This window comes from Bradyrhizobium sp. CCBAU 53340 (assembly GCF_015291645.1).
Classification (GTDB): domain Bacteria; phylum Pseudomonadota; class Alphaproteobacteria; order Rhizobiales; family Xanthobacteraceae; genus Bradyrhizobium.
Genome location: NZ_CP030055.1, coordinates 7262463 through 7283219, shown reverse-complemented (window position 1 = coordinate 7283219; position 20757 = coordinate 7262463). Strand labels below are relative to the sequence as shown.

General features: G+C 63.6%; 18 protein-coding genes. 7 read left to right on the top strand and 11 right to left on the bottom strand.

Features of this window, described 5'->3' with window-relative positions:
- Window positions 1-32 precede the first annotated feature (32 nt).
- The 5 genes from XH89_RS34545 to XH89_RS34525 are packed head-to-tail and all read right to left on the bottom strand — an operon-like array spanning window position 33 to window position 4011.
- Entirely contained in the window at window positions 33-800 is a 768-nt protein-coding gene (locus tag XH89_RS34545; RefSeq protein ID WP_194464738.1) for an ABC transporter permease, read from the bottom strand.
- The gene (locus XH89_RS34540; RefSeq protein WP_371825186.1) at window positions 797-1570 is read right to left on the bottom strand and encodes an ABC transporter permease; all 774 of its coding nucleotides are present in this window, start codon (window positions 1568-1570) and stop codon (window positions 797-799) included. The genes XH89_RS34545 and XH89_RS34540 overlap by 4 nt, the downstream gene beginning before the upstream one ends.
- On the bottom strand, window positions 1558-2364 hold the full coding sequence (locus XH89_RS34535; protein WP_194464736.1) for an ABC transporter ATP-binding protein: 807 nt from the start codon (window positions 2362-2364) through the stop codon (window positions 1558-1560). Before XH89_RS34535 ends, XH89_RS34540 begins: the two co-directional genes overlap by 13 nt.
- The gene (locus XH89_RS34530; RefSeq protein ID WP_194464735.1) at window positions 2361-3065 is read right to left on the bottom strand and encodes a GntR family transcriptional regulator; all 705 of its coding nucleotides are present in this window, start codon (window positions 3063-3065) and stop codon (window positions 2361-2363) included. Before XH89_RS34530 ends, XH89_RS34535 begins: the two co-directional genes overlap by 4 nt.
- A gap of 13 nt (window positions 3066-3078) precedes the next feature.
- On the bottom strand, window positions 3079-4011 hold the full coding sequence (locus tag XH89_RS34525; RefSeq protein WP_246767695.1) for an ABC transporter substrate-binding protein: 933 nt from the start codon (window positions 4009-4011) through the stop codon (window positions 3079-3081).
- 103 nt (window positions 4012-4114) lie between these two features.
- Between XH89_RS34525 and XH89_RS34520 the strand changes: the two genes are divergently transcribed.
- The 4 genes from XH89_RS34520 (at window position 4115) to XH89_RS34505 (ending at window position 7764) form a co-directional block, all read left to right on the top strand.
- On the top strand, window positions 4115-5104 hold the full coding sequence (locus tag XH89_RS34520; RefSeq protein ID WP_194468717.1) for a fumarylacetoacetate hydrolase family protein: 990 nt from the start codon (window positions 4115-4117) through the stop codon (window positions 5102-5104).
- 42 nt (window positions 5105-5146) lie between these two features.
- A complete protein-coding gene (locus XH89_RS34515; RefSeq protein ID WP_194464733.1) occupies window positions 5147-5923 on the top strand; it encodes a cyclase family protein in 777 nt (258 codons plus the stop codon).
- A 107-nt stretch (window positions 5924-6030) separates the two neighbouring features.
- A complete protein-coding gene (locus XH89_RS34510) occupies window positions 6031-6573 on the top strand; it encodes a hypothetical protein (RefSeq protein ID WP_194464732.1) in 543 nt (180 codons plus the stop codon).
- Window positions 6574-6882: 309 nt separating this feature from the next.
- Window positions 6883-7764: a PhzF family phenazine biosynthesis protein gene (locus tag XH89_RS34505; RefSeq protein ID WP_194464731.1), complete on the top strand. Its 882-nt coding sequence runs from the start codon at window positions 6883-6885 to the stop codon at window positions 7762-7764.
- A gap of 340 nt (window positions 7765-8104) precedes the next feature.
- Here XH89_RS34505 and XH89_RS34500 read toward each other — a convergent pair whose 3' ends face one another.
- The 3 genes from XH89_RS34500 to XH89_RS34490 form a co-directional block, all read right to left on the bottom strand.
- Window positions 8105-8383: a hypothetical protein gene (locus XH89_RS34500; RefSeq protein ID WP_194464730.1), complete on the bottom strand. Its 279-nt coding sequence runs from the start codon at window positions 8381-8383 to the stop codon at window positions 8105-8107.
- Between the two features lie 293 nt (window positions 8384-8676).
- A complete protein-coding gene (locus XH89_RS34495) occupies window positions 8677-9714 on the bottom strand; it encodes a thermonuclease family protein (RefSeq protein ID WP_194464729.1) in 1038 nt (345 codons plus the stop codon).
- Between the two features lie 215 nt (window positions 9715-9929).
- The gene (locus XH89_RS34490) at window positions 9930-10430 is read right to left on the bottom strand and encodes a hypothetical protein (RefSeq protein ID WP_194464728.1); all 501 of its coding nucleotides are present in this window, start codon (window positions 10428-10430) and stop codon (window positions 9930-9932) included.
- Between the two features lie 276 nt (window positions 10431-10706).
- On the opposite strand from XH89_RS34490, the gene XH89_RS34485 reads away from it, so the two are divergent.
- The 3 genes from XH89_RS34485 (at window position 10707) to XH89_RS34475 (ending at window position 15763) form a co-directional block, all read left to right on the top strand.
- Window positions 10707-13760 (top strand): adenylate/guanylate cyclase domain-containing protein, encoded by a 3054-nt coding sequence (locus tag XH89_RS34485; protein ID WP_194468716.1) that lies wholly within the window; start codon window positions 10707-10709, stop codon window positions 13758-13760.
- Window positions 13761-14029: 269 nt separating this feature from the next.
- On the top strand, window positions 14030-15262 hold the full coding sequence (locus XH89_RS34480) for an OpgC domain-containing protein (protein ID WP_194464727.1): 1233 nt from the start codon (window positions 14030-14032) through the stop codon (window positions 15260-15262).
- 12 nt (window positions 15263-15274) lie between these two features.
- Complete coding sequence (locus XH89_RS34475; protein ID WP_194464726.1) at window positions 15275-15763, top strand: DUF2059 domain-containing protein; 489 nt, start codon at window positions 15275-15277, stop codon at window positions 15761-15763.
- A gap of 15 nt (window positions 15764-15778) precedes the next feature.
- On the opposite strand, the gene XH89_RS34470 is transcribed toward XH89_RS34475, so the two are convergent.
- From XH89_RS34470 to XH89_RS34460, 3 genes are read right to left on the bottom strand one after another with little or no spacing between them, the layout of a single operon-like run.
- Window positions 15779-16891: an ABC transporter permease gene (locus XH89_RS34470; RefSeq protein ID WP_194464725.1), complete on the bottom strand. Its 1113-nt coding sequence runs from the start codon at window positions 16889-16891 to the stop codon at window positions 15779-15781.
- A 2-nt stretch (window positions 16892-16893) separates the two neighbouring features.
- Window positions 16894-19653 carry a ribosome-associated ATPase/putative transporter RbbA gene (gene rbbA / locus XH89_RS34465; protein ID WP_194464724.1) on the bottom strand — a complete coding sequence of 920 codons (2760 nt, stop codon included), beginning with the start codon at window positions 19651-19653 and terminating at the stop codon, window positions 16894-16896.
- Entirely contained in the window at window positions 19650-20717 is a 1068-nt protein-coding gene (locus tag XH89_RS34460; RefSeq protein WP_194464723.1) for an HlyD family secretion protein, read from the bottom strand. The genes rbbA and XH89_RS34460 overlap by 4 nt, the downstream gene beginning before the upstream one ends.
- Window positions 20718-20757: the final 40 nt, after the last annotated feature.

Genomic DNA, 20757 nt, shown 5'->3' with positions numbered 1-20757 from the left:
GCCATTTTTGTTTGGCGATGTGATCCGCCGCGCTACCTCGCTGCAGTCTGCCAGGCGAGCAGTCGCTGCTCGACGAGCGACACCGCGATCGACGTCAAATATCCGGTCGCACCGAGCAGGATGACGCCGGCGAACAGGTCGGCGGATCGGAACGCGCGTGCCGAGAGCAGCACCCACTGACCAAGGCCGTCGAGGCCGGCCAGGATCTCGCAGACCACCGACAGGATCAGCGCGACCGTCAGGCTGAGCCGCATGCCGGCGAGAATATCAGGCAAGGCCGAGGGCAGGGCGATCTTGCCGATGATTGCGGCGCGCGGCATCTGCAGCGCGCGGGCGACCTCGTAGAGCCGGGGCTCGACCGCGGCAAAGCCGTGAATGGTTGCCAGTATGATCGGCCAGATCGCGCCGAAGGCGATCACGAACAGCGCCATGCCTTGCGTCAGCCCGAGCATCGCGATCGCGACCGGGATGATCGCCGACACCGGCAGCGGCCGCAGGAACTCCAGCGACGGCGCGACATAGGCCCGCATCAGCCTCGACGAGCCGATCAGCGCGCCGAGCGCAATGCCGGCGATCGAGGCGGCGAGCCAGCCATAGGCCATGTGCTCGAGCGTGCCGATCAGCTTGCTTGCAAGATCGCCGCTCGAAAAACCGCGCAACAGCGCGGCCCAGGCCTTGTCAGGACCGGGCAGGAACACCGGCGACACCAGTTTCAGATTGGCGACGAGCTGCCACGCCGCGATGAAGCCGGCAGCGACCAGGATGCTGGCGACACGCCAGAAGATCGCTGCGCGGTTCATGGATTGTCTCCGGCGAGCGCGGCGCGGCCGAACAGGCGGCGCTGGGCCGCGATCATTAGGATGTTCAGCGCGTAGCCGATCACGCCGATCCACACCAGATAGGCCAGCATCAGGTCGGCCCGCAGCGCCTGCTGCGCCAGCATGATGCCGGCTCCTAAGCCAATCGGATTGATGGCGATCTCGACGGTGACGGCGACGATCAGGGCGATGCCGGCCGACAGGCGGAAGGCGACAAAGATCCGCGGCAGTGCCGCCGGGATCACGATCTTCGTAATTCGTTGCGGCGCGCTCAGCCGCAGCGCGCGCGACACCTCCATCAAGCGCGGCTCGATGCTGCGCACCGCGCTGCGCGTCATGATCAGCATCGGCCAGACGCAGGCGAACGCCACGATCACGATCTCCATCCGATAGCCGAAGCCGAGCGCGATCAGCGCAATCGGCAAGAGCGCGATCGAGGGAATCGGACGGATCGCCTCGACCGTCACCTCCATCAGCCGGTCGAACGGACGCGAGATGCCGAAGGCAATGCCGAGCGCAAGCCCGATGGCGCTGCCGATCCCAAGGCCTGCAAAGGCAGCGAACAGCGTGTCGCGGGTCGCGATCGGTATAGAGAGATCGGCAAGAGCCGCGGCCAGTGCCGCGAGGATCGCGCTCGGCGGGGCCAGGCTGTCGCTTTGTAAATGAGTGAGGCGCGCCCAGATCTCGAACGCCAGCATCAGCGCCAGCGGCAACAGCAAGGGCCTCGTGCGATCGAGGCTCAATGTTCGCATCCCTTGATGAAGTCGAACAATTGCCGGCGCAGCCGCAGGAATTCCGGATGCTCGCGGGTGGCGAGCTGGTCGCGTGGACGCGGCAGATCGACATCGAGCGCGATCCCGATCCGGCCCGGATGCGGCAGCAGGCCGACGACGCGGTCGCCGAGATAGATCGCCTCGTCGAGATCGTGGGTCACGAAGACCACCGTCGTCTGGCTCGCTTGCGTCAGCGACAGCACCTCGTCCTGCAGGCCCTGGCGCGTCATCGCATCCAGCGCGCCGAACGGCTCGTCCATCAGCAGTGTCGTCGGCTCCTGCGCAAGGCAGCGCGCGATCTGCAGGCGCTGCTGCATGCCGCCCGACATTTCCGTCGGATATTTGTCGGCATGGCCGGGCAAGCCGACCTTGCGCAGCAGCGCCTCGATGCGCGCGCCGCGCTCGCGCGCCGGCACATGCGAGGCTTCCAGCGCCAGCGAGATGTTTCCGGCCGCGGTCCGCCACGGCAGCAGTGCCTTGCCGTAATCCTGGAACACGATCGCGACCTCGCGGCGCGGCTCGGTGATCACCTCGCCGTCGAAGGTCACGGCGCCGCTGGTCGGGCGATAGAGTCCCGCGGCGAGCCGCAGCGCCGTGGTCTTGCCGCAGCCGGAGGCGCCGACGATGCAGAGGAATTCGCCCGGCCGCACCTCGAGGTCGAGATTCTCGATGATGGTCTTGCCGCCGAGCCGCAGCGTCGCGGCGTTGAACGCGATCAGCGCTTTTTGCCGCCGCGCGGCGCGCGCCTCGTCGAGCCTGGCAACGACGCTCATGATTGCTCCCCGCTGTCAGGCGGATAGACGAAATCGATGGTCGAGTGCAGATGCGCCGCCAGCGTTTTCTGTGCGGCGGCCACGTCGCGGGCGAGCACCTGGTCGGCGAGCATCTGATGGCTCCGGATGAACCCCTCGCCGCTGTCGATGGCCCCCATCATCACGCGGCGGTAGCGATAGGCCTGGTCGTAGAGGTCGGAATGGGCGGCCAGCATGCGCCGTGAGCCGCAGGCGGCGAGCAGCGCAGTGTGAAAGCCCTTGTGCAGCCGGTCGAAATCAGCCGCGCCCTCGCGGAATTCGTTGCCGGTGCGCTCGATATGCCGGCGCATCTGATGTAGCGCGCTGACGATGCCGGCCTCCCAGGCGACATCGCCATGAAGGATGGCGAGCCTGACCGCCTCGATCTCGACCGCCGTCCGCATGCAGGTGATGTCGGCGAGATCCTCGCGACTGACCTCGGCGACGCGAAAGCCGCGCTGGCCGATGCCGACGATCAGGCCGCGAGACATCAGCCGCGACAGGCCTTCACGCAGCGGCGTGGCGCCGATCTCGTAGCGCTGCACGAGATCGACGATGCCGAGCCGCGATCCCGGCGCGAGATCGCCGGCCAGGATGTCCTGCTCGATCAGGTTTGCGGCGCGCTCGCTCAAGGTGCCGGCCTCGGCCGGTGGGCGTTCGAGAGAGCGTTCGGGAGCAGGCATCGTCCTTGTCCTTTTAGTTCAGCACCAGTTTCGCGGTGTCGAGCTTCGATTGCAGCATCTTCTGCGACGACATCACGTCGATCCACCAGCTGAGGTTTTCTGCCTTGAGGTTCGGCTCGGACTGGTTCGGCGGCGTCGCCTTGACCAGGTCAAGCGGCTGCTTGGTGAACCTGGCGATCGCGGCGGAAGCCTTCTCGCGATCGCTGTTGACGATCGCGGCGCCCTCCGCGATGGCTTCGCGGAATTTCTTCACCGTCGCCGCGTTCTTCTCCGCCCAGTCGCGCGACGCCGCATAGAAGATGATCGGATCGGTGCGGCCGAGCTCGGCGCCGTAGCGCGCGCCGACCGAGCCGAGCCCCGCATTGGTCATGCGGGTGACGAACGGCTCGGCGGTGAGCACGGCATCGACGCCGCCGGATTTGATGATGTCGGCCATGGTCGGGAAGGTGACTTCGACGAAATTGACGCTTTTGGGATCGACCCCTTTTTCCACCAGCCACTTCACGAACAGCACATGGAGAAAGGCGTTGAGGCCGGGCGCGCCGACCTTCTTGCCGATGAAATCCTTGGGATCCTTGATGATGATGCCGTTGCGGACGAAGGCGGCGATCGCAGTGTTCGAGGTCGGGTTCATGACCGATGCGCCGGCGATCGCGACGAGGTCGAGGCCGCCGTCGACGGCCTGGAGGAAGACGGTGGAGGTGGGGCCGCCGATCTGAATCGAGTTCGACAGGATCGCCGCCGGGATGTTGGAGTTGATCGCGATCGGCGTCATCTCGACGTCGAGCCCGTGCTTTCTGAAGATGCCTTCGTCGACCGCGACCATGGCCGAAGCGCAGTCGGAGGTCGCCGTGCAGCCGATCTGGATTTTGGCTTGCGCCAGCGCTGGTGCGGTCGCGGCAACAGACGCCCCGAGCACGAGACCCGCCGCCAAGATCGCCTTCATCTGCGTTCGCCTCACCGCGCTCTCCCCAATTTGTATTTTTCGGTCTTGTTTATCGATATTTTATCTGATCATATATTTGAAACGAGAGCAAGGGGTGCCCAAGGTGAAGCTCGCAACATTCAGATCAGCCGGTCAGGAGAAGATCGGCGCCGTCCACACCAATGATAGCCAGGTCTTTGATCTCGCTGCCGCCGCCGCGCGGGATGGCGGAGCCGATCCAGCCTTCGGCTCGATGCTGGCGCTGATCGACGCCGGGCCGCGCGCGCTCGACCGGGCGGCGGCCTTGCTCGACAAGCACGGCCAGGACGCAACGCTGTCGGTGGCGGTCGGCGCCGTCGACATCCTCGCGCCGGTACCGGAGCCCCGGCAAATGCGCGACGGCATGTCGTTTCCGCTGCACATTCTGCAGGCGCCGCGCGGGCAGCGGAAGCTCGCCGCGCGCGCCAGGGGCGACATGGCGGAATTGGCGCGCATCGACGCCGAGCCGCTCGGCGAATTGCCCGAGGTCTATCGCAAGCAGCCGATCTTCTACATCACCAACCGCTTCAGCGTCCGCGGCACCAACACCACGGTGAAATGGCCGCGCTACAGCAAGGTCATGGATTACGAGCTCGAATTCGGGATCATCACCAGGAACAAGGGCGCCAACATCTCGGCCGCGAAGGCCGGGGATCACATCTTCGGCTACACCATCTTCAACGATTTCTCCGCGCGCGACGCACAGCGCATCGAGATGGAGGGACGGCTCGGCCCGGCCAAGGGCAAGAGTTTTGACGGCGGCAACGTGATGGGCCCCTGGATCGTGACGCCGGACGAGATCGGCGATCCCTATCGTCTGAAGATGGAAGCGCGGGTCAACGGCGAGACCCGCTCGAAAGGCGTGAGCGAGGGCATGCTGTTCTCCTTCGAGGAGATCATCGCTCACGTCACCCAGGACGAGACGCTGATGCCCGGCGAATTCATCGGCTCGGGCACGGTCGGCAATGGTTGCGGCCTCGAGCTCGGCTGGTTTCTCGAGCATAGCGATACGATCGAGCTCGAGGTCGAGAAGATCGGTACCTTGAAGAACCGCGTCGAGCGGCAAGACGCCTGAAGCCTGACGGCCGCCAACGAGAACAATCAACGAGGAAGCGCCATGACGAGCAAGCTGATCGACATCTCCGTCCCGCTGCAAAACGACGTGCCGGCCGATCCGCCCGGCAATCATCCGACGATCCAGTACATCAATCACCAGCAGGGCCTGCCGCGCATGCTGCAGTTCTTCGACGGGCTGAAGGCCGAGGATCTGCCTGATGGCCAGGGCTGGGCGGTGGAGCAGGTCAGCCTCTCCACCCATAACGGCACGCATCTCGACGCACCCTGGCATTTTCACCCGACCATGAATCGCGGCGAGCGGTCCTGGACCATCGACGAGGTGCCGCTGGAATGGTGCTTCCAGCCCGGCGTGAAGCTCGACTTCCGGCATTTGCCGGACGGCTATGTCGCGACGGCCAAAGACGTCGAGGCCGAGCTCAAGCGCATCGGCCATGAGCTGAAGCCGCTCGAGATCGTCGTGGTGAACACCAGCGCCGGCGCCAAATATGGCCGGCAGGACTACGTCACCTCGGGCTGCGGTATGGGCTATGAAGCAACCATGTACCTGCTCGAGCGCGGTGTGCGCCTGACCGGCATCGACGGCTGGAGCTGGGACGCGCCGTTCGTCCACACCGCGAAGAAATACGCCGAGACGAAGGACGCCAGCCTGATCTGGGAAGGCCACAAGGCCGGCCGCCATATCGGCTATTGCCATCTCGAGAAGCTGCACAATCTCGAGCTGCTGCCGCCATCAGGCTTCAAGGTGTCATGCTTCCCCGTGAAGATCGAGCGCGCCTCGGCGGGATGGACAAGAGCGGTCGCGATTTTGGAGGGGTAGCAACCAAGCGTGGTGCTGCGCGGGTCGCGGTCGGCCAATTTAGCTACCTGAAGTCGTGGCGATGCTGTATGAGCCTGAAATGCCGACGGTTGGGGTAGGAATAGAATATGCTCGATTTTCAGCGGGACGGATCTTTCTGGACGGCAAAAGCGCAACTCCTCAGTTGGGCGGGCTATCAAACGCGCAATGGCCCCTATGGCTCGATCAGTTCAGATAGTCCGTCCGACGGCGTGGTGACAATTTACGCGCCTGACCGCGACGAATCCCCACCGACCGAGCAAGACCGTACCAGCGTCCAGTGGTTGCTCGATCATGAAGCCGAGCTGGCATCAGCCGTTCTGGAGGGTCTTCTGGCTGAGTATCCCAGGCTTCAACGACTCTATGGTTATGAGGGGGCGGACCGCGAAGCGTTGATGCCCGACGTATCGTCGAGCGAGGACTTTCGCCAATTGATCGGGCTTCACAATGTGCATGCGCTCCAGATGCTGAAGGACGGCATTTCATACGTCGGGTATGAATTTGGGTGCACGTGGGATGAAGAGCACGGTCTCGGCGTCCTCATGCACGGAACGCGCGTTGTCGAAGTTGGCGACGCGCAGACGTCCTTTACGCTGTGGATCGCCGAGCGAGACGGTGGGGTGGAGACGTAAAGGCTTGTCGCTGGAGCAGCCCAGTAGCTCGCCGGGGTCAAGAGCTGAAGGTCATAGGTTCAAATCCTATCCGCAACTGAATTCGGACCGACTGGTCCCGACACGGAAATGGCCCGACACGGAAATGGCCCGCAGCAAAGCGGGCCATTTTGTTTTGGGATTGCGAACTCGCGAAGATCATCGTTAGTTGCGATGGCCTCGAGTTACTGTGACAGTGCCTAGCGTGACCAGCCTCAGTGACAATTGACTGTAGTCACCGTAATCTCTGTCGCGCCTTCACTGTCTGCCCTCCATGAAGTGAGCTATCCGATGACCGAGGTCGAGCTTGTCAATGTGTTCACTCACATGGGGCGGGGCGGCAACCCCTGTCCAGTTGTCATCGATGCATCGAACCTTCGCGCTGAGGAGATGCGGGCGGTGGCTCAGCAATTCGGGCATGAGTCGGGCTTCGTTCTGCCGTCACCAGGACCCGACACCGACTACGTCTTTCGGTTCTGGGTTCCGCGACACGAGATGGAGATGTGCGGTCATGCGACCATCGGCGCGCTTTGGGTTCTCGCGACCAAGGGGCGCCTGGCCGCTGAACAGGTCCGCATCGAGACGCGCAGTGGATCGGTGACGGGCTATGTCGATCGTGCGGGCTCGGGTGACCCGTCCGTCGAGATCAGCCAGCCTGTCGGCAAGGTCGTCGATCTCTCTCGCGCTGCTGAAGAGGACGTCCTGGCGACGCTCAAGCTATCGCGCCGCGATCTGCTCGACTTGCCGATTCAGAACGCCATCACTTCGCGCGTGAAGACGCTCATTCCGATGAAAGCTGTCCGCGAGCTCAATGCGCTGGTGCCGGATCCGTCACCGATCGAGGCGTGCTGCGGCAGGATCGGGTCGACCGGCCTCTATCCTTACGCCATCGACCATCAGGGCGAACGGCGTTTCGAAGCGCGGCAGTTCCCGAAATCGTCGGGCTATCCGGAAGATGCGGCTACCGGTATTGCCGCCGCGGCGCTGGCGTTCGGGCTGCTCAAGAACGAGCTTATCGAGCGCAACAGTAAGCGGATCACCATCATGCAGGGCCGCGCAATGGGTGCGTTGTCCGAGATCCAGGTGCGCCTCGGCTTCGCTGACGAAAGGCCTGTAGGTTGTCTGCTGGGAGGCTCAGTCACGCGCGCGGAGGGGCACGTCCTGCAGCCTTAGCAGCTCGGCGCAGAGAACGGTGCTCTGGACCTGCACCGTCGGCGTGGTGGCCAGAAAACAGAACTCAAGTAACAATGCGCGAAACATCCGTCTTGATTAAGTGCACCGTAATAATGTCTTTCTCGGTAAGCTCTTCAACGATTTCTGTGACGCGATGGTCCGGGCCGCCCATCTCGCCGCTTTGCCCGGCCGGCCTCGTACAGCCGCGGCTAAGGAAAGCGCTCCACGGCGGGGCTCATGTCTCATCACTCTCCCCTTCGTGGCACTGACTGCGTCTTCAAGCGGACTGTTGGGCATTAGTTCTTCTGTATATCCGGGCTACTCTGCAGCGTGGATATCCTCACTTTCTCCGCTGTTGGCCATCCAATCCAGAAAGGCATTTCTCTGCCGCGGATAGGCGTGAATCAACCTTCGGCTCTTCGATGCCGATATCGGATAGAAGTAGCTGCACAAGATTTCGGAATGTTTTTTCAGCCGCTCGGAGTCGTTGCTGACTACCGCTGTAATATTCTCGAAAGGCTGCCTCTCTCTCCTCGAACGGAGGTGCAATTCCTACTGCATCAGTAATCACGCGCGCTCGCTTGTAGCGTTCTGCAAACTTACGGAAGCGCTCACCCATCGCGTGCTCCTCGGTTTGTTCAACTCCCTAGTGTGCCGAGCAAACACGCTACTCTCGTTTGTGACAATACCTATTTCTAACCAAAATGAGTTTAGCCTGGGTGCCGCAAAGACGGCCGGGCGCTCGCGAATTGGTCGCCAATTGGATATCTTGGCGAGACTTGGTTACAGTGCATCAATGGGGCGTTGCAGTGCACCAATGGGGCGCCTCGGCGACAACTTGAATGCATTGCCATGAAATTAGAGAACGGCCAGCGCTAAAGCAGGCTATTTTATTCAGAGATTTCACCCTCCTCAAAACCCCGTAATCACCTTCCCATCCGCTCCCACCAGCGTCGACGGCGCTTCCCCGAACACCAGCCCATCAGGCTGAAACTTGATCGTCTTGCCGCTCTCGACGAACTCGGCAAAATTCCGTGGGCTGGCCGAGTGCACGCCGTTCGTCAGGAAGTCGTCGATCTCGTAACAGGTATCGGGCTTGCCGCCTGATCCCTCCGACAAGAACGTCTGGAAGTTCTGGCTCGTCACCTTGGCCTTCTTCCGCGCCGACCAGTTGGTGAAGCGGCGGAAGAGCTTTGGCAGGATCACCGGGCCTTTGTCGGTGGCGAGCACGTCGGTCTCGTTTGCCTTGGGCTCGCGAAGGTCGAAGTCGAAAGGGGGAATCGTTTTGGCGAGGTTCTTCCAGACCGGCAGCTTCTTCGTGCGCGCGGTCTTGCTCAGCGCCATGATGGTCTTGATCTCGTCGTCGTTCATCGAGGAGTAGAAGGTCGGATAGGCAAAGCCCCGCTCGACCAGCCAGTGGTTGATGTCGACCGTCTTGCCTCCGACCGTGACCTCGATATCGCCGACCAGCCGTCCATAGGTGTCGAACACCTCGTTCGGGGTATCGACATGGGTGAACACCCGACAGGCGAGCGTCGCCTCGCCGGGGCGGCTGAGAAAATCATGCAGCGCCTTGGTCGAGGTCGCGCCGAGGAATTGCCGGTAGGAATGCGTGACTTCGTGATAGGCCTGCCGTTTGGCGTCCGTCAGCCCTTTCTTCTCGGCGGGCGAGAGCGGTGAGGGCTGGTAGTGCAGCTCGGGGGCATCGATGCCCTGGAGGCGAATGGTGAGCTTGCCGTTCTTGATCGGCGCCGTGTTGGTCCGCCCCATCACCTTGGCGTTGTCGAAGACGTGGGTCGGCTCGAACGGCGATAATTCGTTCTTGCGAAAGCGGATCGCGTCAGCGGCGACGTTCACGACGACCTTGGTGGTGTCGGCGTCCGACCGGCCCTCCGGCCAGAACTGGCTGACCTCGATGGTGCCTTCGACCTGCAGCAATCCAACCGGCATCGGCCGCTCCTCCTCATGAGTTGGCGGCCGCCAGGCGGCTCGCAACGCGATGAGACGAAGCGGACCATCTTCCTGCGACAGGCCCATGACGGAAGTTGGCACGGAGACGGATCGGTTTGCGGCGCTTCCATCCATGCAAGAAAAAGCGCGAACCGGCAAATTGCCGGCCCGCGCCATTCAGATCAAATCATGGTGTTGCGATCCAACCCCGGGGATCAGCCCTTCTCCGGCCTGTGCGGGCAGACCATGGTCAGGTTGAGCAGTGTCGGCTTGTCCGAGCCCTTCTTGTACTCCCACTCCAGCCGGATTTCGTGCCGGTGGGCGAGGGCATCGCTTGCCTCGTGGGCGATGATGTTGGTCTTCATCGGAATCGGTGGCTCGGAGTTGAAGCACTTCCGGACGCAGGCATCGAGCAGGTCGCACCGTGTCAAGGGAATGACCCCGGGCTCGTCCCTGGACAGGGGGACCGTATTAGCTTGTGTGCTGAGATCGACGCGGGCCCGGCCCTTCTCCTTGTGCCAGTACTTGGCGCTGCTCTCCGGCCATTTCGACGGTGGAGTGAGGATCAGGTGGTACTGACCGTATTCCAGGGTCGGCAGATCGATGTCGCCCGACGCCTTGAGCTTGGCTACGCTCTTCTTCATATTTGCCAAAGGGTAGTAATTACTGTTCATCAAGTCTCGAAATGACTTGCCGTTATATGTTCTTCCGCCCATTGCCTGGTCCTTAGCTATGATCTCACCAATCAGGGCAACGTGCAGCCCAGCAAAGCCCGTTGGCTGGAACGAAAGCCTCGGCACCCCCTAGAACGCGCGGCCCCACATTCGCGCGCGCAAACGCTATCATTCACAACCGTGCTTCGTCCAGACAGCCCGCTTTGGTGATGTTGCGATCTTGCGTGCAAGTTCGATTGCCATGAGTCCTCCGATAGGTAATCTTGCAACAAGCATCGGTCGACGAAGACCAGTGCGGAGACCTCTGAAGGCATGGAAATGCGTTGCGTCGCATGTCAGTCGACGATCGACCCAAGCGATAGCCGGTGCTCCAAATGCGGGGCGCCCGTGCGGCGTTCGGAGCCGGATAGCGAGCGCCGGTTCGTGACGATTCTTCGGGCAGACGTCGTCGATTCGACGGGGCTCATTGCCGAGCTGGACCCGGAGGCGGCGATCTCGCGCCTGGAGCCGGCTCTGGCCGCCATGAGAGGTGCGGTGCGTCAGTTCGGAGGCATCGTCAGCAAGGAGCTCGGTGACGGACTTGCCGCTGTTTTCGGCGCCCCGATTGCGGACGACAATCACGCTCCTCTGGCATGTCATGCGGCGATCGAATTGGTCCGGCGTGTTGCAGGTCTTGGCGATGCAGGGCTTCAGGTGCGCGTCGGCGTCCACTCCGGCAATGTTGTCGCCTACATGGTCGCGAACGAGTTCTCCAAAGTCTACGAGATGGGTGGCCCAGCCCAGCATCTGGCGGCACGGCTGGAGGCGGCGGCCGAGGCGAATCAGATCTACGTGTCGGAAGCCTGCCAGGCGCTTGCCGACGGTCACGTCCGTTTTGAATTTCTGGGCGGCAAGCTGCTGCGAGGCTTCACCCAGCCTGTGCCGGTGTACCGGATCGTGGGCGCAAGCGATCTGTCGAGCTGGCGGGTGCGACGAGCCCGCAGCGTTTCCAGGTTCGTCGACCGCACGACTGAGCGGGCGCTTCTGGCACGCGTGGCGGAGGGGGCCGGGGCGAGCCGGCAGACGGTTCTGCTGCTCGGCGATGCCGGTATCGGCAAATCGCGGCTTGCTCATGAATTTGCTCAGGGACAGAAGGTCAACGGCTGGCGGCTGATCGACGCCGAATGCAGCCCGAATCTTCAGGGGGCTCCATTCAGCACGCTCAAGCGGCTGTTGTCCGCCGCTTTGGAGGCGACTGCGAGGGACACCGGAAGCGCGGCAGATCCCAGGAAGGATCTCCCGGAGATCCAGCAATGTGCGCTCGATGCGGTGCTGGATCTGCCGATCTCGAATCCGCAATGGAGGGAGCTGGAGCCGCACGCGCGGGGGCGCGCGATTTCCGATGCAAGCTGTGCCATCGTCACGGGTTTGGCCCATCGCCAGCGAACATTGGTCCTGCTCGAGGATCTGCACTGGATCGATCGGGCGAGCGATGGCGTCGTGGCTGCCATCGCTTCGCTTCAGGCGTCAGGCCTTCTCGTGCTCTTCACCTCCCGGCCCAACGGCATGCCCGTCTGGATCACGCGCTGCCATGCCGAGATTGTCGCTATCCAGCCGCTCGACGACGACTCGGGATTGGCCATGCTTGCCGACATGCTCGGCTCGTCCGAGGCGAATTCCGATCTGAAAAATCGTATTATTTCCCATACCGCCAATGTGCCTCTGTTTATCGAGGAGGTCTGCCGCGGATTGAAGGATAGCGGTACGCTCCGAGGCCAATGGGGCGATCTCGCGCTGGTGCGTCCGATTGACGAGCTAGGTATTCCCAGCAGTATTCAGGGTGTGATCGCGGCGCGTCTTGATCGCGTGTCGAGGCAGGAGCGTTCCATCCTGCAGATCGCGGCGGCGCTCGGACCGCGGCTCGACGTCGCCACGCTGCGGAAGATCGTGAATCTGCCCGAGGAAGTCCTGCAGGACTGCCTCGCATCGCTCGATCGCGCTGAATTGCTGGTCAGTATCGACAGTGAGTTGGAGGAGGCGCTCGAGTTTCGACACGAAATGGTTCGCCAGGTGACCTACGAATCGATGGTCGAGAAGGTGCGCGACGACATTCACATGCGCATTCTTGCGGCTCTGGAGAGCGATGAAAGCTGTGCCGATCAGCCCGACACGCTCTGCTACCACGCGGTGCGCGCCAGGGATTGGTACAAGGCGTTTGTCCACGGCAGGAACGCAGGACGAAAATGCCTTGGCCGCTCGGCTTTCGCGAACGCTGCCAACTATTTCGAGACCGCGATGAGCTCGCTCGACAAGACGCCGGCGACGCGCTTGCGCGAGATCGACGCCATCGATCTGCGGATGGAGGCACGGGCGACGTTCATCGCGTCCGGTCAGGTTGCCGATTGGCTGGACCTTGGAAAAGAGGCCGAACGGCGGGCTGGTGCGATCGACGATATCGGACGCAAGGTCGCCGCCATGACCGTAAGGGCGGGAGCTCAGAATTTCTATGGTGCCCCGGCCGAAGCAGTTGCGATCGGTGAGGAGGTCGTTGCGCTGGCGGAAAGCTCGGGCAATCCCGGTTGGCGCAATCTGGCGCAATACGGTCTCGGGCAGGCCTATTTTCTGGCCGGCCGCTACCATCGCGCCAAGGAGATGCTGGCCACGGCTCGAGCTCATCTCGCCGGTCCGGCAGCGAGTGCGCCGATTGGGACGACCCCGCAATCTTTGCTCGTGCTTTGCTGCATGATGAAGAGCTTCACCCACACCGTCATGGGCGAGTTCGATGCCGCCGAGCAGCTCCAGCGCGAGGCGGCCGCGATCGCGGACGAGACCGGTCGCCCCTATGACCGCGTTGCCGCCGCCTATAGCGGCGGCTGGCTGAAGCTTGGCCGGGGCGAACCGGTGGCGGCCGCCGCGATCCTCGAAGAGGGGTTCGTGTTGGCGCAGAAGCACGGCATCCGGCTGTTCGTGCCGGTGCTCGCCTGTCATCTCGGCATCGCCTATCTCGAGCAGCGGCTGTTCGACCGGGCCCGCCGCATGCTGACTGAAGCGCGCGAGGAGGCGAGGGCGGTCGGCTATACCTCGGCGGTGCTGCGCTCATCGATCTACCTGGCGCTGGCGGCCAACCAGCTCGGCGATGCCGGGGGGGCCCAGAACATGCTGCGCGAGGCGCGCAATACCGCGCGCCAGCAGGGGTTCTCCGGCCTCGAGGCCGAGACGCTGTTCGGGGAGGCCATGGTGACGCCGCCATCGGGCGAGGAGAACCGCACCATCATCCTTGCCGCGTTGCGCGCCGCGATCGCGATCGCGTCCGAAAGCGGCGCCCGGCCGCTGCTGCAGAAGGCCGAGACGATGCTGAGCGGCATGCTCGCGGCGCCCGATCAGCCGAGCTGAGGGTTGATTGCGGTGGTTTAGCCTCTTGCCCGTCGGGTGGGGTGAATTTCGCCTTTGATACAAAGGCTTAGCTACTGTGCATGGGGTTGTTTTCGCCGCGTTGGTGCAAAGGGGCGCGCTGCGACGACAAGATCCCTTGCGCGGGCGGCAAGGTCGGCTACCGTCGGCCGCCTAGCCGCAAGGGTTAGGTGACCTTTTGATCGTTATTTTCTAGCATTCGATTGCATCGGCGCCGCGATGGCGCGACGCCCACCCGACGAGGCGGGGCCATGATCATACGGGACCAGGCTGCACGGGACGAGGCAGCACTCTTGGCGCCGGTCGAGCGCGACCTCAGGCTCGACCTCTTCCGCGGCATCGGCCTGTGGATGATCTTCCTCGATCACATCCCGCACGACGTCGTGACCTGGCTGACGCTGCGCAATTACGGCTTCAGCGATGCCGCCGAGTTCTTCGTCTTCATCTCCGGCTATCTGGTCGGCTGGATCTACGGCCCCGTCGTCGCCGGCGGCTGGTTTCTCGCCGCGCTGAAGCGGCTGTGGCGGCGGGCGGCGGAGATGTATGTCGCCCACATCATGCTGTTCCTCTTGTTCACGGCGCAGATCGCCCGCACCGCACGCCGCTTCGACAATCCGATGTACGAGCACGAGTTCAACGTCTTCAATTTCCTGGCGCATCCGGACGAATTGATCGGGCAGGCGATCGTGCTCAAATACAAGCCGGTCAATCTCGACGTGCTGCCGCTCTACATCGCGCTGGTGTTCGCCGCGCCCTTCATGGTCTGGTGCCTGGTGCGCCGGCCGAACCTGACGCTCGCGGCATCCGTCGTGCTCTACGTGCTGGCGCGCTGGTTCGACTGGAACGTCGCGTCCTATCCGCCCGGCACGACCTGGTACTTCAATCCGTTCTGCTGGCAGCTGATGTTTGTGTTCGCCGCCTGGTGCGGCATCGGCGAGATCGACAAGATCCGCAAATGGGTGTGGTCGAGGGCTGCGATGGCGCTGGCCGCGGCCTGGATCGTCTTCGCCTTCCTGATCGTGATGACCTGGCACATCCATGCGCTGGAGGCCCTGATCCCGAAATGGATGATCAAGGCGATCTACCCGATCGACAAGACCGACCTCGACATGCTGCGTTTCACCCATTTCCTGGCGCTGGCGATCTGGGTGACGCATTTCGTCTCGCGCAAATGGCGGGCGCTGCATACGGTGTGGTTGCGTCCCGTCATTCTCTGCGGCCAGCACTCGTTGCCGATCTTCTGCCTCGGCGTCTTCCTGTCGTTCTCCGCGCACTGGATACTGACGCAATACACCAAGGGCGTCTGGGAGCAGCTCGCGGTCTCTGCCGTCGGCATCGTCATCATGATCGGCGCCGCCTGGCTGCTCGATCGCGCCGAGCGGGTGCCGACCCTGTTCGTGAGAGTGTCTGAGGTCGAGGAGCCGGAGGATGCCGGCGAGAGCGCGCCGGCCGCAACTGCCGCCGCGACGTCCGCGAGCCGGTGAACGGAGAGGTCCATGTCCAGACGCCTGTTGACGATCGCCGGCATTCTCCTGTTCTTCGTGGGCGGCGCCTCCGCGCAGGCGCCCTCGCCAGAGGCGATGACCGCGGCGCGCAAGCTCGTGGTCACGCTGAAGATTGCAGATCAATATCGCGCGCTGCTGCCGCAGCTCCTGCTCAAGCTGCGCCCGGTGGTGGCGCAGGACAGGCCGGAGATCGAACGCGACTACGACGCGATGACGGCGCCTGGCGCCGAGATCTACGCGCCGTTCTTCACCGCCATGGTCGACCAGATCGCCGCGGTCTATGCCGCAAGCTTCACCCTGGACGAGCTGCGCCAGATCGAGGCGTTCTACGCCCAGCCGGCCGGACAGAAGTTTCTGGCACAGTCGGATGGGCTGGCGCAGGCGAGTGCGCAGATCGGTCAGGATGTCAGCCAGAAGGCCGCCGACCAATTGAAGCAGCGTCTGATCGAGACGCTGCGCCAGAAGGGCCACAAGCTCTGAACCGTCGCCACCGGGCTAGGCGAGAAAGGCGCGGAAACGCCGCAGCGCAATCAGGAAAAAGACGACGCCGATCAGCGTCAGCGCGAGAAGCTGCGGCCAGACGGCCTCGAGGCCCGCGCCGCGGAACAGGATGGCCTGGGCGAGCACCACGAAATGCGTGTTCGGTGCGGCCAGCATGATGTCCTGGACGAATTGCGGCATGCTTTCCCGCGGCGTCATGCTGCCCGAGAGCGTCTGCAATGGCAGCAGGATCATGATCAGCAGCAACCCGAACTGCGGCATCGATCCAGCGACTGTCGCGAGAAAAATGCCCATGCTGGTGGTGGCGAAGAGTTGCAATGCCGCGCCGAGCAGGAACAGCGCCACCGAGCCGTCGATGGTCACCGCCAGCCATCCCTTGACCACAAAGGCGATCGACAGAGCGGAGGCAGCCAGCACCACGGCCCCCATCGACCAGACCTTGCTCACCATGATCTCCAATGGCGTGACCGGCATCACCAGCAGGTGCTCGATCGTGCCATGCTCCCGCTCGCGGATCAGGGCCGCGCCGGTCAGGATGATCGAGAGCATGGTGATCGACATGATGAGGTGATCGACCGCACCGAACCAGGACCTCTTCAGCTCCGGGTTGAAGCGCGCGCGCAGCGCGAGGTCGATCGGAGGCGTCTGCGCTTCGCGGGTGCGCGCCAGGAATTCGGCGATCTCGGCGCTGACGATCTGTTCGACATAGCCGCTGCCGTTGAAGGCCTGCGAGATCCGCGTTGCGTCGACATTGAGCTGGATCGTCGGCGCCTTGCGCGCCAGGAGATCGCGCTGGAAGTCCGGCGGGATGTCGAGCGCGAAGGTGTCGAGACCGGCATCCATCCGCCGGTCCATCTCGTATTGCGAGATCAGCCGGGGGGTCCAGAAGTAGGGTTCGGTGAACGCCATCGCGATGCGGCTCGAGACTGGCGAATGGTCTTCGTCGACGATGGCGATCGCGGCGCGGTTCAACGTCTCCGGCAGCGTGTTGGCGCCCTCAAAGACCGAGAGCGTAAAGGAATAGGCGATGAGGACGAGCAGCGTCGGGTCGCGCGCCAGTCCGCGCAGTTCCTTGATTCCGAGCTGGAAGAGGTTGCCGAGGCGCATGGTCAGCGGGCCTGTTTCTTCAGCAGCAGCGCGCCCGTGGCGAGCAGCACCGGGATCATGACGGCAAGCGCCAGCAGGTCGTTATGAAGAGTAGCGAATCCCAGTCCCTTTGAGAACGCGCCGCGCGAGATGGTCACGAAATAGCTGGTCGGATAGACGAGCCCGATCATCTTGCCCGTTCCTTGCAACGAAGAGACGGGATCGATCAATCCGGAATACTGGATCGCCGGGATCAAGGTGATCAGGACGGTGCCGAACAGCGCCGCGATCTGGCTGTTCATGAAGGCCGAGATCACGAGCCCCATCGCTGTCGTGGCCGTGACGTAGAGCAGCGCGGCGACCGCATAGGTCAGGAAGCTGCCGGTGAAGGGCACGCTGAAGACGGTCAGTGCGAAGCCGACCAGCAGCAGGAAGTTGGCGAAGGCCAGCACGACATAGGGCAGTTGCGTGCCGAGCAGGAATTCCAGCCGCGTCACCGGCGTCACGTAGAAATTGACGATCGAGCCGAGCTCTTTCTCGCGCACCACCGCGAGCGCGGCGAGGACCGCCGGGATCATGATCAGGAGCAGCGGAATGATGCCGGGCGCCATGGCAACGACGCTCCGGACGTCCGGATTGTAGCGGTAGCGCAGCGCAAGTTGATACGATCCGGCGATCGCTGCCTCGCCATAGAGCTCGCGGCCCTTTTGCGCGAGCCAGGTCGCGTGGATGGCTTGCGCGTAGGAGCGCAGCGTCTCGGCGCGGGTGGGATTGGCGCCGTCGACCCAGGCGCCGATCTCGACATGCCGGCCACGGCTGACGTTGCGGCCGAAGCCGGGCGGAAGTTCGATCGCGAGGCCGATCTCGCCCTTGCGCATGCGTCGGTCGAGATCGGCATAATCCTTGATCGGAGCCTTCTCGGTGAAGTAGCGCGAGCCCGCGATCTGCAGGCTATAGTCGCGGCTGATCGCGGTATCGTCCCGGTCGAGCACGGCGAAGGTCAAATCCTCGACGTCCATGCTGATGCCGTAACCGAGCACGAACAGCAGCAACACGCTGCCGAGGATCGCAAGCGTGGCGCGGATAGGATCGCGTCGCAGCTCCAGCGCCTCGCGCCGCGTATAGGCGAGCATGCGCCGGAGATTGAAGGCCGCGCTGCGCGTACGCTCGGACTGAGCTGCGGGCAACACAATCGCCTTCTGCGCGGAGACGTTCTTGTCGCCGCCGATGGCGTCTTCGAGATAGGCGATGAAGGCCTGTTCCAGCGTCGCCGCGCTACGCGTTGCGATGATGGCGGCCGGCGTGTCCGAGATCAGAACGCGGCCCGCATGCATCAGCGAGACCCGGTCGCAGCGCTCGGCCTCGTTCATGAAATGGGTCGAGACGAAGATGGTGACATTGTCCTTGCGCGAGAGCTCGACAAGAATCTGCCAGAAGCGGTCGCGCGCAACGGGATCGACGCCGGAGGTCGGCTCGTCGAGAATGAGGATGTCGGGCGCATGGATCATGGCGACGGCCAGCGACAGCCGCTGCCGCAGGCCGAGCGGCAGCGCGTCGGGCAGGGCGTCGGTCACATCAGCAAGATCGAATCGGGCGATCATCTCGTCGACCCGCGCGCCGATGGTCTCCGCCGGCAACTCGAACAACCGCGCATGCAGATCGAGATTCTGGGTGACCGTGAGCTCCGAATAGAGCGAGAAGCCCTGCGACATGTAGCCGATGCGCCGTCGCACCGACATGTCGCCGGCATCGATCGCCTTGCCGAACAGCCGCGCGGTGCCCTGGCTCACCGGCAAGAGGCCGGTCAGCATCTTCATGGTCGTGGTCTTGCCGCATCCGTTCGAGCCGAGGAAGCCGAAGATCTCGCCCTTCCTGATGCGGAAGCTGACGTCATCCACGGCCACGAAGTCATTGAACCGCCGAGTCAGGTGATCGGCTTCGATCGCGATCTCATCATGGTCTGCGCTACGCGGCGGGATGACGACGCCGGTATGATTGCCGCGGTCCGCCTCCGGCAGAAGACGGATAAAAGCATCATCGAGCGTATCGGCGCCGGTCTGCCGCTTGAGCTCGGCGGGCGTGCCGGTCGCCAGCACGCGGCCGGCGTTCATTGCAATCAGAAAGTCGAACTGCGCCGCCTCCTCCATATAGGCGGTCGAGACGATCACGCTCATGCCGGACCGGCCGCTGCGGATCGAGGCGATCAGCTCCCAGAACTGGCGCCGCGACAAGGGATCGACGCCGGTCGTCGGCTCGTCCAGGATCAGCAGTTCGGGGTCGTGGATCAAGGCGCAGCAAAGGCCGACCTTCTGCTTCATGCCTCCGGAAAGCTTGTCCGCGGGCCGGTCGGCAAAGGGCGCGAGGCCGGTGTCGCGCAGAAGGCCTGCGATGCGTCTGCCTCGTTCAGCCTTGTCGTGTCCGAACAGGCGGCCGAAGAAGTCGACATTCTCGAACACCGACAGCGTCGGATACAGGTTCTTGCCGAGGCCCTGCGGCATATAGGCGATATCGGGACACACGGTGCGGCGATGGCGCGAACTCGCCATGTCGCCGCCGAGCACGTGGACCCGTCCCTGCTGGATCTCGCGCGCGCCGGCGATCAACGCGAGCAGGCTGGACTTGCCGACGCCGTCAGGGCCGATCAACCCGATCATGCAGCCGGACGGAAGGTCGAGCGTGATGGCGTCCAGTGCACGGGTCTTGCCGTAGCTGAGGCCCACGCCATCGAGACGCACCACGCTTCCTGGCTCGTCCGGTGCTTCTGCTGCGATCGCTGTGCTCATCGGGTCAGCTTGATCTTGAGATTGTCGGGCCACGGGGCCGCCGGATCGAGCTGCACGTAAGCCATGCCCGGTAGACCGGTCTTCACATGCTCGACGTGCTGACGCAGCAGCTCGGGCGCGATATGCGCCTTGATCCGGAACATCAGCTTCTGCCGCTCCTCCTCGGTCTCGACAGTCTTGGGCGTGAATTGCGCGACATCGGCGACGAAGGTGGCCTTGGCCGGGATCACATATTGTGGGATGGCGTCGAGCACGAGGCGGACGTCGGAGCCCATCGCGACGCGGCCGGCATCTGCGGTCGGCAGAAAGAACGTCATATAGACGTCGCCGAGATCAACCATGTTGAGCACGCGGCCGCCGGCTGCGAGCACTTCGCCCGGCTGCGACACGCGATATTGCACGCGACCATCGCGCGGTGCCTTCAGCACGCTGTCATTGAGGTCGGCATTGATGCTTTCGATCGCTGCCTTCGCGGCGTCAACGGCGGCGCCGGCATCGATCACCATCGCGCGCGCCGAACTGATCGCAGCCTCGGAGGCCGCGACCTGGGCCTGGGCGGCGGCAAGCGCGGCCTTTGCCGTGGCGTTGGCGGAGCGGTCGTCGTCCAGCACCTGCTGCGACACCGCGTTGGTCTTGATCAATTGCTCGGAGCGATCGAGCTTGCGACTGGTGGTGTCGAGTTGCGCGATACGCTGGTCGACCACGGCTTCGGCGGCCTTGCGTTCGGCCTCACGCTGGTTCACCAGGCTTTTCGCAGTTTCGACATTGATGGCGGCACGCTGGAGCTGCGCTTCAGCCTGTCGGCGCTGGGCCTGCAGCTGCTCGGTGTCCATGCGTGCCAGCACCTGGCCCGCGGTGACGAAATCCCCTTCGTTGACCTGGATCTCGCGGATCCGGCCGGGCGTCTTGGTGGCGATATCGATCTCGACCGCCTCAATGCGGCCGTTGCCACGGGCGAAGCCCGCCGGCAGTGGATTGGAATCGCGATGTAGCCAGTAGTAATAGCCGCCGCCTGCGAGGACGATCGCGATCGCGGCGATGATGCGACCCGGTGTCAAGTTCATTTCATCATAACGCCGCGCGGCGGCGCCCACATGTTGCGAC

Excerpts from the sequence above, each read along its gene's own strand:
- XH89_RS34545 (WP_194464738.1), bottom strand. The coding sequence starts at position 800 with ATGAACCGCGCAGCGATCTTCTGGCGTGTCGCCAGCATCCTGGTCGCT.
- XH89_RS34540 (WP_371825186.1), bottom strand. The coding sequence starts at position 1,570 with ATGCGAACATTGAGCCTCGATCGCACGAGGCCCTTGCTGTTGCCGCTG.
- XH89_RS34535 (WP_194464736.1), bottom strand. The coding sequence starts at position 2,364 with ATGAGCGTCGTTGCCAGGCTCGACGAGGCGCGCGCCGCGCGGCGGCAA.
- XH89_RS34530 (WP_194464735.1), bottom strand. The coding sequence starts at position 3,065 with ATGCCTGCTCCCGAACGCTCTCTCGAACGCCCACCGGCCGAGGCCGGC.
- XH89_RS34525 (WP_246767695.1), bottom strand. The coding sequence starts at position 4,011 with ATGAAGGCGATCTTGGCGGCGGGTCTCGTGCTCGGGGCGTCTGTTGCC.
- XH89_RS34515 (WP_194464733.1), top strand. The coding sequence starts at position 5,147 with ATGACGAGCAAGCTGATCGACATCTCCGTCCCGCTGCAAAACGACGTG.
- XH89_RS34510 (WP_194464732.1), top strand. The coding sequence starts at position 6,031 with ATGCTCGATTTTCAGCGGGACGGATCTTTCTGGACGGCAAAAGCGCAA.
- XH89_RS34505 (WP_194464731.1), top strand. The coding sequence starts at position 6,883 with ATGACCGAGGTCGAGCTTGTCAATGTGTTCACTCACATGGGGCGGGGC.
- XH89_RS34500 (WP_194464730.1), bottom strand. The coding sequence starts at position 8,383 with ATGGGTGAGCGCTTCCGTAAGTTTGCAGAACGCTACAAGCGAGCGCGC.
- XH89_RS34495 (WP_194464729.1), bottom strand. The coding sequence starts at position 9,714 with ATGCCGGTTGGATTGCTGCAGGTCGAAGGCACCATCGAGGTCAGCCAG.
- XH89_RS34490 (WP_194464728.1), bottom strand. The coding sequence starts at position 10,430 with ATGGGCGGAAGAACATATAACGGCAAGTCATTTCGAGACTTGATGAAC.
- XH89_RS34485 (WP_194468716.1), top strand. The coding sequence starts at position 10,707 with ATGCGTTGCGTCGCATGTCAGTCGACGATCGACCCAAGCGATAGCCGG.
- XH89_RS34480 (WP_194464727.1), top strand. The coding sequence starts at position 14,030 with ATGATCATACGGGACCAGGCTGCACGGGACGAGGCAGCACTCTTGGCG.
- XH89_RS34475 (WP_194464726.1), top strand. The coding sequence starts at position 15,275 with ATGTCCAGACGCCTGTTGACGATCGCCGGCATTCTCCTGTTCTTCGTG.
- XH89_RS34470 (WP_194464725.1), bottom strand. The coding sequence starts at position 16,891 with ATGCGCCTCGGCAACCTCTTCCAGCTCGGAATCAAGGAACTGCGCGGA.
- rbbA (WP_194464724.1), bottom strand. The coding sequence starts at position 19,653 with ATGAGCACAGCGATCGCAGCAGAAGCACCGGACGAGCCAGGAAGCGTG.
- XH89_RS34460 (WP_194464723.1), bottom strand. The coding sequence starts at position 20,717 with ATGAACTTGACACCGGGTCGCATCATCGCCGCGATCGCGATCGTCCTC.